General features: G+C 50.2%; 5 protein-coding genes. All 5 read right to left on the bottom strand.

Going from position 1 to position 13,201, the window contains the following annotated elements; genetic code table 11:
* The coding region (locus ACO6UY_RS22680; protein ID WP_422491352.1) for a DUF1601 domain-containing protein at positions 1–1,448 on the bottom strand (1,448 nt) is incomplete at its 3' end.
* Positions 1,449–1,596: 148 nt separating this feature from the next.
* Positions 1,597–4,395, bottom strand: a complete 2,799-nt coding sequence (locus tag ACO6UY_RS22675; RefSeq protein ID WP_422491350.1) for a DUF1601 domain-containing protein — start codon at positions 4,393–4,395, stop codon at positions 1,597–1,599.
* A gap of 105 nt (positions 4,396–4,500) precedes the next feature.
* Positions 4,501–8,007, bottom strand: a complete 3,507-nt coding sequence (locus tag ACO6UY_RS22670; RefSeq protein WP_422468458.1) for a DUF1601 domain-containing protein — start codon at positions 8,005–8,007, stop codon at positions 4,501–4,503.
* Between the two features lie 147 nt (positions 8,008–8,154).
* Positions 8,155–9,639 (bottom strand): RAP domain-containing protein, encoded by a 1,485-nt coding sequence (locus ACO6UY_RS22665; protein ID WP_422463861.1) that lies wholly within the window; start codon positions 9,637–9,639, stop codon positions 8,155–8,157.
* Positions 9,640–9,698: 59 nt separating this feature from the next.
* Entirely contained in the window at positions 9,699–13,001 is a 3,303-nt protein-coding gene (locus ACO6UY_RS22660; RefSeq protein ID WP_422491348.1) for a DUF1601 domain-containing protein, read from the bottom strand.
* Positions 13,002–13,201 lie beyond the last annotated feature (200 nt).

The raw sequence follows: 13,201 nt of genomic DNA, 5'->3' as shown, positions 1-13,201 counted from the left end.
TTGTCCTCCAGTTTTGCCATGGCCCACAGCAGGTTGGTGATATGCTGAGGACTAAACTGGTCTTTCTGTGCGTTTACGTGGGGCAATAGCGCGACCACGGCCTTTTTTAATTCTGGTGTTTGCACCTGCCCGTTATCTACCAGTTTGGCCATGGCCCACAGCAGGTTGGCGATATGCTGAGGAATAAAACAGTCTTTCAGTGCGTTCACGTGGGGCAACAGCGCGGCCAGAGCCTCGTTGAACTCTGATGTCAGTTCCTGGCCGTTGTCCACCAGTTTCGCCATGGCCCACAGCAAGTTAACGATACCCTGTGGTTTAAAGTTTGCTTTTTGTACGTTCACGTGGGGCAACAGCACGGCCACGGCCTCGTTGAGACCTGGTGTCCGCTCCAGTCCGTTGTCCACCAATTTCGCCATGGCCCACAGCTGGTTGGTGATTTCCTGGGCATTAAATTGGTTTTTCTGTGCGTTCACGTGGGGCAACAACACGGCCACAGTCTCTTTGAGCTCTGGTACCCACTTCCGATCGTTGTCCATCAGTTTCGCCATTGCCCACAGCAGGTTGGCGATTTCCTGTGGTTTAAAGTCAGCTTTCTGTGCGTTCACGTGGGGCAACAGGGCAGCCACGGCCTCTTTGAGCCCTTGCGTTTGCTGTTGTTCGTTGTCCACCAGTTTCGCCATGGCCCACAGCAGGTTGGCGATTCCCTGAGGAATAAATTGTTTTTTCTGTGTGTTCACATGGGGCATCAACACGGCCACGGCCTCGTTGAACTCTGGCGTCCGCTTCTGCCCGTTGTCCACCAGTTTCGCCATGGCCCACAGCAGGTTAGCGATTTCCTGAGCACCAATATCACGGGCTTTCGGTTTTTGGTTGCAGTTAAATATTATTGCATCAAGTAGTGTCGACAATAAGGCAGCTTGAGTGAGCACAACGCGCTTATCCAGCGGTTTATGAGGGGTAAAAACACCTGCTGAAGTCAATGAGTGAAGTGTTGTCGTCAGGCTTCGCCAATTCCAGCTCCGTGTTGCTGTGAAATTTTGCAGCAAACGCATCAGCTGGCTTTGTTCTGCTCGATTTAACGGCCTTTTAGCAGCTGACGTGTATTTTTTAAGTGAACTAGCATATAGACCGTGATCTCTCCCATCATAGCGATGACCGAAACGTTCCGATTTCCTCACCAGACCAGCCATTATTTCTGGTTTGATGAGGGCATTAAAATCTTGAGCAGAGTTGACTGAACGGTGAATCAAATATTGAGAAGGGCGTGTGCCGGAAGAATGGTGAAATTTATTACATCCCGGAGTAGAGCGGGGGTGAGTATCCCACTGCCTGACCGTGGCATGTCTGTATCGTCCACGCCTTGAAGAAGCAGCATGGCCACCTGGTCGATTATAATCATTATCTGATCTTGCGTATTGACCACTGATACCGGCAGAGCTTCTGTCCATAATTATATTTCATTAATTCATGAAAATATAAAAAGCAGACTGCTGTTATGCCCAGAAGTTCATTTTGCAGAAAAGTTTACTTGAGTCATGATGGGAGGAAGGCGATTACTGATTGTTTTCTTCTTCTTTGCCGGTTTGGTTTGCTCTGCTAAATGTCTTCACCAGTCACGTATGCAGCATCTGTCCACCCTCTTTTAAGTGATACAGTGTCATGACCCTGTGGCGGGATGCTTACCCTGATCTTTATTTGATCAATATAGGGTTTCATTAAATCGTTGCTCAAAAGCTGGTTAGTCGGGATTTCAATGACCTCAAATCCTGCTTTTTGCAACAGTGCGATTTTCAGCAGAGTCGAACCATTCCTGGTTTTGAAATCACCACCCACATAATGAGAGGGGCCCTGAATTTCAATCACCATGTTGTGATCTGGCAGTAACAGATCAACCGGAGGTAATAAGTTCAGACACTTTTCTTCTTCGATCGTCAAAGCTGGAATAGATGATTTGAGTTGATCACGGAAGTCGACCTGGTTTTTTGAAATGATTGTCTGGTAATGACGGACGACCGAACAGGTTCTGCCAAGCCAACTTGCAGCCATGGTAATGATGGATTGATCATCGCCATTATCTGGCGATGTATTTTCCAGACGAATGAACAGGTCATCCATGTGTTTTTCAAATAGGTTATTTTTATTGGCATTGGAGTCCAGAAACAACCTGGCACAGCATACCATGACTCCCCAGAGAGACATCGATATCTCTTTCTGAGAAAACTGAAGGTTCTTACTGATTCGAGAGAGCAGCGATTCGAACGTAGAGGTAACCACGTTCAGCTCAATGAGTTCACCCAGTTTCGCAATGGCCCACAGCAGGTTAGCGATTTCCTGTGGTTTAAAGTCCGATTTATGTGCGTTCACGAGGGGCAACAGGGCGGCCACGGCCTCTTTGAGACCTGGTGTCTGATCCAGCCTGTTGTCCACCAGTTTCGCCATGGCCCAAAACAGGTTGGCGATACCCTGCGGTTTAAAGTGAGCTTTTTGTCCATTTACGAGGGGCATCAGCGCGGTCACGGCCTCGTTGAGACCTGGTGTCTGCGCCTGCCCGTTGTCCACCAGTTTTGCCATGGCCCAAAGCAGGTTGGCGGTTTCCTGTGGGTTAAAGTTAGCTTTTTGTATGTGCACGAAGGGCAACAGCGCCGCCACGGCCTCGTTGAGACCTGGTGTCTGCTCCTGCCCGTTGTCCACCAGTTTCGCCATGACCCACAGCAGGTTGGCGATATGCTGAGGGCTAAACTGGTCTTTCTGTGCGTCCACGCGGGGCAACAGCGCGGCCACGGCCTTGTTGAACTCTGGTGTTTGCTCCTGCCCGTTATCTACCAGTTTCGCCATGGCCAGTAGCAGGTTGGCGATGCTCTGGGCAGTAAATTGGTCTTTCTGTGCATTCGCGTGGGACAACAGCGCGGCCACGGCCTTTTTCAACCCTGGTGTTTGCTCCTGCCCGTTATCTACCAGTTTCGCCATGGCCCACAGCATGTTGGCGATATGCAGTGGTTTAAAGCTAGCTTTTGGTTCGGTCACGCAGGTCAACAGTGCAGCTACGGTTTCGTTGAACTCTGGTGTCTGCTCGTACCAGTGGTCCACCCGTTTCGCCATGGCCCACAGCAGGTTGGTGATTTCCTGAGGTTTAAAGTGAGCTTTTTGTGCCTTCACGAGGGGTAACAGCACGGCCATGGTCTCGTTGAGACCTGGTATCCGCTCCTGCCCTTTGTCCTCGAGTTTTGCCATAGCCCACATCAGGTTGGCGATATGCTGAGGAATAAACAGGTCTTTCTGTGCGTTCACGTGGGGCAACAGCGTGACCACGGCCTTGTTGAAATCTGGTGTCCACTCCAGCCCGTTGTCCTCCAGTTTTGCCATGGCCCACAGCAGGTTGGCGATATGCAGAGGAATAAACCAGTCTTTCTGTGCATTCACTTGGGGCAACAGCCCGACCAGGGCCTTGTTGAACTCTGGTGTCCGCTCTTGCCCGTTGTCCACCAGTTTCGCCATGGCCCACAGCAGGTTAACGATACCCTGTGGTTTAAAGTTCGCTTTTTGTACGTTCACGTAGGGCAACAGCACGGCCATGGCCTCGTTGAGACCCGGTGTCCGCTCCAGCCCTTTGTCCACCAGTTTCGCCATGGCCCACAGCAGGTTGGCAATATGCTGAGGAATAAATTGTTCTTTCTGTGTGTTTACATGGGGTAGCAACGCGGCCACGGCCTCGTTGAACTCTGGCGTCTGCTTCTGCCCGTTGTCCACCAGTTTCGCCATGGCCCACATCAGGTTAGCGATTTCCTGAGCACTAATATCACGGGCTTTCGGTTTTTGGTTGCAGTTAAATATTATTGCATCAAGAAGTGTCGACAATAAGACAGCTTGAGTGAGCTGAACACGCTCATCCAGCGGTTTATGAGGGGTAAAAACACCTGCTGAAGTCAATGAGTGAAGTGTTGTCGTCAGGCTTCGCCAATTCCAGCTCCGTGTTGCCGTAAAATTTTGCAGCAAGCGCATCAGCTGGCTTTGTTCTGTGCGATTTAACGGTCTTTTAGCAGCTGATGAGTATTTTTTAATTAAACTGGCATACTGACCGTGATTTCTCCCATCATAGCGATAGCCGAAATGATGCGATTTACTTACCAGGTCATCCATTACTTCTTGTTTGATGAGGGCATTAAAATCTTGAGTAGGGTTTACTGTACGGCGCTGTAGATATTGACAAGAGCGTGTGTCAGAAGAATGGTAAAATTCATTGCGACCCGGTGCCGTGCGGGGGGGATGATTCCATGGTCTGACAGTGGCATGTCGGTATCGCCCATGCCTTGAAGAAGGGGCATGGCCATTCGGTTCGTTGTAACTGTTATCTGATCTTGGGTATTGACCACTGATACCAGCAGAACGTCTATCCATAATTAAATTTCATTAATTCATGAAAATATTAAAGGCAGACTGCTGTTATGCCCAGAAGTTCATTGTGCGGCAAAGTATACTTGAGTCATGATGGGAGTAGGGCGATTACTGGCTGCTTGCTTTCTTCCTCTTTGCCGGGTTGGTTTGCTCTGCTAAATGTTCTTCGGTAGTAACGTATGCAGTACCTGCCCACCCTCTTTTAAGTGATACAAAACCATGACCCTGTGGTGGGATGCCTATCCTGGTCTTTATTTGATCAATGTATGGTTTCATTAAATCGTTGCTCAAAAGCTGGTTAGTCGGGATTTCAATGACCTCAAATCCTGCTTTTTGCAGCAGTGCGATTTTCAGCAGAGTCGAACCGTTCCTGGTTTTGAAATCACCACCCACATAATGAGAGGGACCCTGAACTTCAATCACCATGTTGTGATCTGGCAGAAGCAGGTCAACCGGAGGTAATGAGTTCAGACTCTTTTCCTCTTCGATCTTCAAAAATGGAATAGATGATTTGAGTTGATCGCGGAGGTCGACCTGGGTTTTTGAAATGTTTGTGTGGTAATGGCGAACGACCGGACAGGCTCTGCCAAGCCAACTTGCAGCCATGGTAATGATGGATTGTTCCTCATCATTGTCTGGCGAGGTATTTTCCAGGCGAGTGAACAGGTCATCCATGTGCTTTTCAAACACGTTACTTTTATTGGCATTGGAATCCAGAAACAACCTGGCACAGCATACCATGACTCCCCAGAGAGACAACGGTATCTCTTTCTGTGAAAACTGAGGGTTCTCTCTGATTCGATAGACAAGCGATTCGAACGTAGAGGTAACCACGTCCAGCTCAAGGAGTTCACCCAGTTTCGCCATGGCCCATAGCATGATGGCAATACCCTGGGCATTAAATTGGTTTTTCTGTGCGTTTACGCGGGGCAACAGCGCGGCCACGGCCTCTTTGAACTCTGGTGTCCACTCGTGGCCGGTATCCACCAGTTTTGCCATGGCCCACAGCAGGTTGGCGATATGCTGAGGAATAAACTGGTCTTTCTGTGCGTCCACGAGGGGCAGAAGTGTGGCCACGGCCTCTTTGAACCCAGGTGTCTGCTCCAGCCCGTTGTACAAAAGTTTCGCCATGGCCCACAGCAGGTTGGCGATTCCCTGTGGTTTAAAGTCAGCTTTCTGTACTTTCATGTGGGGCAGCAGCGCAGCCACGGCCTGGTTGAAATCTGGTGTCTGCTCCTGGCTGTTGTCCACCAATTTCGCCATGGCCCAGAGCAAGTTGGCGACTCCCTGCGGAACAAATTGGTCTTTCTGTCTGTGCACGCAGGGCAACAGCGCGGCTATGGCCTCTTTCAGATGAGGTGTCCGTTCCTGCCCGTTGTCCACCAGTTTCGCCATGGCCCACAGAAGGTTGGTGATTTCCTGCGGAATGAAGTTAGCTTTCTGTGCGTTCATCTGAGACAACACTGCGGCCACGGCCTCTTTGAGCTCTGGTGTTTGCTCCAGCCCGCTGTCCACCAGTTTTGCCATGGCCCACAGCAGATTGGCGATTTCCTGTCGTTTAAAGTTGGCTTTCTGTGCATTTACCTGGGGCAACAGCGCGACCACGGCCTCTTTGAACTCTGGAGTCAGCCTCTGCCCGTTGTCCACCAGTTTTGCCATGGCCCACTTCAGGTTGGCGATATGCTGAGGAATAAATTGGTTTTTCTGTGCGTTCACGAGGGGCAACAGGGCGGCTAAAGCCTCTTTGAGCCCTGGTGTCCGCTCCAGCCCGTTGTCCACCAGTTTCGCCATGGCCCATAGCAGGTTGGCGATACCCTGGGCAGTAAATTGGTCTTCCTGTGCGTTCACGTGGGGCAACAGCGCGGCTACGGCCTCTTTGACCCCTTGAGTGTGCTCCTGCCCGATGTCTACTATTTTCGCCATGGCCCACAGCAGGTTGGCAATAGCCTGCGGAATAAATTGGTCTTTCTGTGCGTTCACGTGGGGCAACAGGGCTGCCACGGCCTCTTTGAACACAGGTGTCTGCTCCAGCCCGTTGTCCACCAGTTTCGCCATGGCCCACAGCAGGTTGGCAATGTTCTGGGCATTAAGTTGGTTTTTCTGTGCGTCCAGGAGGGACAGCAGGGCGGCCACGGCCTCGTTGACCCCTGGTGTCCGCTCCAGCCCGTTGTCCACCAGTTTCGCCATGGCCCACAGCAGGTTGGCAATGCCCTGGGCATTAAGTTGGTTTTTCTGTGCGTTCATGAGGGGCAACAGGGCGGCCACAGCCTCGTTGAGCCCTGGTGTCTGTTCCTGCCTGTTGTCCACCAGTTTCGCCATGGCCCACAGCAGGTTGGTGATGTGCTGAGGAATAAATCGGTTTTTCTGTGCGTTCACGAGGGGCAACAGGGTGGCCACAGCCTCGTTGAGCCCTGGTGTCCGCTCCAGCCGGTTGTCCACCAGTTTCGCCATGGCCCACAGCAGGTTGGCAATGCCCTGGGCGTTAAATTGGTCTTTCTTTGCATTCAGGAGGGGCAGCAGGGCGGCCACCGCATCTTTGAGACCTGGTGTCCGCTCCAGCCCGTTGTCCACCAGTTTCGCCATGGCCCACAGCAGGTTGACAACGCCCTGGGCATTAAACTGGTTTTTCTGTGCGTTCACGTGGGGCAACAGCGTGGCCACGGCCTCGTTGAGCCCTGGTGTTCGCTCCAGCCCGTTGCCCACCAGTTTCGCGATGGCCCACAGCAGGTTGGCAATGGCCTGGGCATTAAACTGGTTTTTCTGTGCCTTGATGAGGGGCAACAGGGCGGCCATAGCCTCTTTGAGTTCTGCTTTACGCTCCTGCTTGTTGTCCAGCAGTTTTGCCATGGCCCACACCAGGTTGGTGACTTCCTGTGGTTTAAAGTGAGCTTTCTGTGCGTTCACGTGGTGTAACAAAGCGACAACGGCCTCGTTAAGCTCTGGTGTCCGTTCCTGCCCGTTGTCCACCAGTTTTGCCATGGCCCACAGCAGGTTGGCGATTCCCAGGGCATCAATATCCCTGGCTGGAGGCTTTTGGTTGCAGTTAAATATTATTGCATCAAATAGCGTTGACAATAAGTTAGCCTGAGTAAGTCTAACTCGCTCATCCATGGGTTTATGTAAGGTAAAAACACCCGCTGAAGTCAATGAGTGCAGTGTTGTCGTCAGGCTTCGCCAATTCCAGCTCCGCGTTGCCGTGAAATTTTGCAACAAACGCATCAGCTGGCTTTGTTCAGCTCGATTTAACGGTCTTTGAACAGTTGACGTGTATTTTTTAATTGAACTGGCATATTGCCCGTGATTTCTCCCATTATAGCGATGACCGAAACGATCCGATTGACTTACCAGATCATCCATTATTTCTGGTTTGATGAGGGCATTAAAATCTTGAGCAGAGTTGACTGAACGGCACTGTAGATGTTGAGAAGAGCATGTGCCAGAAGAATGGTAAAATTCATTGCGACCCGGTGCAGTGCAGGGGGGATGATTCCATTGTCTGACTGTGGCATGTCTGTATCGCCCACGCCTTGAAGAAGGGGCATGGCCATTCGGTTGGTTGTAACCGTTATCTGATCTTGTGTATTGATCACTGATACCAGCAGAACTTCTATCCATAACTATATTTCATTGATTCATGAAAATATAAAAAGCAGACTGCTGTTCTGTTCAGAAGTTCATTTTGCGGAAAAGTTTACTTGAGTCATGATGGGAGGAAGGCGATGACTGGCTGCTTGTTTTCTTCCTCTTTGCTGGGTTGGTTTGCTAATTTGAATGTTCTTCGGCAGTTACGTATGCAGCATCTGACCACCCTCTTTTAAGTGATGCAGAGTCATGACCCTGTGGCGCGATGCTTTCCCTGATCTTTATTTGATCAATATAGGGTTTCATTAAATCTTTCTTCAAAAGCTGGTTAGCCGGTATTTCAATGACCTCAAATCCTGCTTTTTGCAACAGTGCGATTTTCAGCAGAGTTGAACCATTCCTGGTTTTGAAATCACCACCCACGTAATGAGAGGGGCCCTGAACTTCAATCACCATGTTGTGATCGGGCAGTAGCAGGTCAACCGGAGGTAATGAGTTCAGACTCTTTTCTTCTTCAATCCTCAAAGATGGAATAGATGATTGGAGTTGATCGCGGAAGTCGACCTGGTTTTTTGAACTGTTTGTGTGGTAATGGCGAACGACCGGACAGGCTCTGCCAAGCCAACTGGCAGCCAGGGTAATGATGGATTGTTCCTCTTCATTGTCTGGCGATGTATTTTTCAGGCGAGTGAATAGGTCATCCATGTGCTTTTCAAACACGTTGCTTTGATTAGCATTGGAATCCAGAAACAACCTGGCACAGCATACCATGACTCCCCACAGAGACAACGGTATCTCTTGCTGAGAAAACTCAGGGTTCTCACTGATTCGATAGACAAGCGATTCGAACGTATAGGTAACCACGTTCAGCTCAAGGAGTTCACCCAGTTTTGCCATGGACCAAAGCAGGTTAGCGATTTCCTGTGGTTTAAAGTTAGCTTGTTGTGCGATCACGAGAGGCAACAGGGCGACCACAGCCCCGTTGAGCTCTGGTGTCCGCTCCTGCGCGTTGTCCACCAGTTTCGCCATGGCCCACAGCAGGTTGGCGATTCCCTGGGCATCAATATCCCATGCTTCAGCTTTTTTGTTGCACTTGAATCTTATTGCATCCAGTAGCGTTGACAATAAGGCAGCTTGAGTACGCTTGACACGCTCATCCACGGGTTTATGAGGGGTAAAAACACCTGCTGAAGTCAATGAGTGAAATGTTGTCGTCAGGCTTCGCCAATTCCAGCTCCGCGTTGCTGCGAAATTTTGCAGCAAACGCATCAGCTGGCTTTGTTCCGCTCGATTTAACGGTCTTTTGGCAGCTGACGTGTATTTTTTAACTGAACTGGCATACAGGCCGTGATCTCTCCCATCATAGCGATGACCGAAACGTTTTGATTTCCTCACCAGACCAGCCATTATTTCTGGTTCGATGAGGGCATTAAAATCTTGAGCAGAGTTTACTGAACGGTGCATTAAATATTGAGAAGGGCTTGTCTCAGAAGAATGGTGAAATTTATTACATCCCGGGGTAGAGCGGGGGTGACTATCCCGCTGTCTGACTGTGGTATGTCTGTATCGCCCACGCCTTGAAGAAGGGGCACGGCCATTCGGTTGGTTGTAACCGTTATCTGATCTTGTGTATTGACCACTGATACCAGCAGAACTTCTATCCATAATTATATTTCATTAATTCATGAAAATATAAAAAGCAGACTGCTGTTCTGTTCAGAAGTTCATTTTGCGGAAAAGTTTACTTGAGTCATGATGGGAGGAAGGCGATTACTGACTGTTTGTTTTCTTCTTCTCTTTTTCTTCTTTTTTGCTGGGTTGGTTTGCTTTTCTAAATGTTCTTCACCAGCCACGTATGCAGCATCTGCCCACCCTCTATTAAATGATACAGAGCCATGCTCCTGTGGGGGGATGCCTATCCTGGTCTTTATTTGATCAATACATGGTTTCATTAAATCCTGATTCCAAAGCATGTTAACCGGGATTTCAATGACCTCAAATCCTGATTTTTTCAGCAGTGCGATTTTCAGTAGAGTCGAACCATTCCTGGTGTTGAAATCACCACCTACGTAATGAGACGGTCCCTGAACTTCAATCACAATGTTGTGATCTGGCAGAAGCAGGTCAACCGGAGGTAATGCGTTCAGGCTCTTTTCTTCTTCAATCCTCAAAGATGGAATGCATGATTGGAGTTGATCGCGGAAGTCGGCCTGGGTTTTTGAAATGGCTTTCTGGTAATGGCGGACGACCGGACACGCTCTGCCAAGCCAACGTGCGGCCATGATCATGATGGATTGATCCTCTTCATTATCTGGCGAGGTATTTTCCAGACGAGTCAACAGGTCACCCATGTGCTTTTCAAGCACGTTATTTTTATTGGCATTGGAGTCTAGAGCCAATCTGGCACAGCATACCATGACTCCCCAGAGAGACATCGATATCTCTTCCTGAGAAAACTGAAGGTTCTTACTGATTCGATAGACAAGCGATTCGAACGCAGAGGTAGCCACGTTCAGCTCAACGAGTTCACCCAGTTTGGCCGTGGCCCACAGCAGGTTGGCAATACCCTGGGTATTAAATTGGTCTTTGTGTGCGTTCACGAGGGGCAACAGCGCGACCACAGCCTCGTTGAGCCCTGGTTTCTGCTCCTGCCCGTTATCCACCAGTTTTGCCATGGCCCACAGCAGGTTGGTGACACACTGGGCATTAAATTGGTCTTTCTGTCCGTTCACGCAGGTCAACAGCGCAGCCACCGCTTCTTTGAACACCGGTGTCTGTTCGTACCCGTTGTCCACCAGTTTTGCCATGGCCCACAGCAGGTTGGTGATATGCTGGGGAATAAATTGGTCTTTCTGTGCATTTACGTGGGGCAACAGCGCAGCCACAGCGTCTTTGAGCTTTGGTGTTTTCTCCAGCCCTTTGTCCACCAGTTTCGCCATGGTCCACAGCAGGTTGGTGATTTCCTGTGGTTTAAAGTTAGCTTTCTGTGCGTTCACTTGGGGCAACAGCACGGCCACGGCCTCGTTAAGACCTGGTGTCTGCTCGTACCTGTTGTCTACCAGTTTCGCCATAGCCCACAGCAGGTTGGCGATATGCTGAGGAATAAACTGGTCTTTCTGTGCGTTCACGTGGTGCAACAGCGCGACCACGGCCTCGTTGAAATCTGGTGTCCGCTCCTGCCCGTTGTCCACCAGTTTCGCCATGGCCCACAGCAGGTTGGCGATATGCTGAGGAATAAACTGGTCTTTCTGTGCGTTCACGTGGTGCAACAGCGCGACCACGGCCTCGTTGAAATCTGGTGTCCGCTCCTGCCCGTTGTCCACCAGTTTCGCCATGGCCCACAGCAGGTTGGCGATACCCTGTGGTTTAAAGTTAGCTTTCTGTGCGTTCACGTGGGACAACAGCGCGGCCAAGGCCCTTTTGAGCTCTGGTGTCGGCTCCAGCCCGTTGTCCACCAGTTTCGCCATGGCCCATAGCAGGTTGGCGATGTGCTGAGGAATAAATTGGTCTTTCTGTGCGTTCACATGGGGCAACAGGGCAGCCACGGCCTCGTTGAGCTCTGGTGTCTGCTCCTGCCCGTTGTCCACCAGTTTCGCCATGGCCCACAGCAGGTTGGTGATATCCTGAAGTTTTAAGTGAGCTTTCTGTGCGTTCACGAGGGGCAACAGCACGGCCACGGCCTCGTTAAGATCTGGTGTCCGCTCCTGTCCGATGTCCACCAGTTTCGCCATGGCCCACAACAGGTTGGCGATTTCCGGTGGTTTAAAGCAAGATTTTTGTGTGTTTACGTGGGGCAACAGCGCAGCCACAGCCTCTTTGAGTTCTGGTGTCTGCTCCTGCCCGTTGTCCACCAGTTTCGCCATGGCCCACAGCAGGTTGGCGATAGCCTGAGGAATAAATTGGCCTTTCTGTGCGTTCACGTGGTGCAACAGGGCGGCCACGGCCTCGTTGAGCCCTGGTGTCCGTTCCTGGCCGTTGTCCACCAGTTTCGCTATGGCCCACAGCAGGTTGGCGATTCCCTGTGGTTTAAAGTTCGCTTTTTGTAAGTTCACGTGGGGCAGCAGCACGGCTACGGCCTCGTTGAGCTCTGGCGTCCGCTTCTGCCCGTTGTCCGATAGTTTCGCCATGGCCCACAGCAGGTTGGCAATATTCTGGGTATCAAATTGGTCTTTCTGTGCGTTCACATGGGACAACAGCGAAGCCACGGCCTCGTTGAGCTCTGGCGTCCGCTCCTGCCCGTTGTCCACCAGTTTCGCCATGGCCCACAGCAGGTTGGCGATTCCCTGAGGAATAAATTGTTTTTTCTGTGCATTCACATGGGGCAACAACACGGCCATGGCCTCTTTGAGCTCTGTTGTCCGTTCCTGCCCGTTGTCCACCAGTTTCGCCATGGCCCACAACAGGTTGGTGATTCCCTGGGCATCAATATCCCTGGCTTGAGTTTTCTGGTTGCACTTGAATATTATTGCATCAAGTAGCGTTGACAATAAGGCAGCTTGAGTGAGCTTAACATGCTCATCCCTGGGTTTATGAGGGGTAAAAACACCCGCTGAAGTAAATGAGTGAAGTGTTGTCGTCAGGCTTCGCCAATTCCAGCTCCGTGTTGCTGTGAAATTTTGCAGCAAACGCATCAGCTGGCTTTGTTCAGCTCGATTTAACGGTCTTTGAACAGCTGACGTGTATTTTTTAATTGAACTGGCATATTGCCCGTGATTTCTCCCATTATAGCGATGACCGAAACGATCCGATTGACTTACCAGATCATCCATTATTTCTGGTTTGATGAGGGCATTAAAATCTTGAGCAGAGTTGACTGAACGGCACTGTAGATGTTGAGAAGAGCGTGTGCCAGATGAATGGTAAAATTCGTTGCGACCCGGTGCAGTGCGAGGGGGATTATTCCATTGTCTGCCTGTGGCATGTCTGTATCGCCCACGCCTTGAAGAAGGGGCACGACCATTCGGGTGGTTGTAACCGTTATCTGATCTTGTGGATTGACCACTGATACCAGCAGAACTTCTATCCATAATTATATTTCATTAATTCATGAAAATATAAAAAACAGACTGCTGTTCTGCTCAGAAGTTCATTTTACAGAAAAGTTTACTTGAGTCATTATGGCAAGAAGGCGATTACCAGGGTGGTCGCATCAGATGCACCATAGTTCATATTTTTGCTCTGCTCATGACTGCCAACATTGCAGATCGAATATTCTCAGACAATCCAG

The organism is Endozoicomonas sp. ALE010, assembly GCF_049310165.1.
Classification (GTDB): Bacteria; Pseudomonadota; Gammaproteobacteria; order Pseudomonadales; family Endozoicomonadaceae; genus Endozoicomonas.
Note: the sequence above shows the minus strand (reverse complement) of the source record. Positions and strands in the feature narration are given on the sequence as shown.

What these genes read in the sequence shown, in the direction of transcription:
- ACO6UY_RS22675 (WP_422491350.1), bottom strand. Translation starts at nt 4,395, where the DNA reads ATGGATAGACGTTCTGCTGGTATCAGTGGTCAATACCCAAGATCAGAT.
- ACO6UY_RS22670 (WP_422468458.1), bottom strand. Translation starts at nt 8,007, where the DNA reads ATGGATAGAAGTTCTGCTGGTATCAGTGATCAATACACAAGATCAGAT.
- ACO6UY_RS22665 (WP_422463861.1), bottom strand. Translation starts at nt 9,639, where the DNA reads ATGGATAGAAGTTCTGCTGGTATCAGTGGTCAATACACAAGATCAGAT.
- ACO6UY_RS22660 (WP_422491348.1), bottom strand. Translation starts at nt 13,001, where the DNA reads ATGGATAGAAGTTCTGCTGGTATCAGTGGTCAATCCACAAGATCAGAT.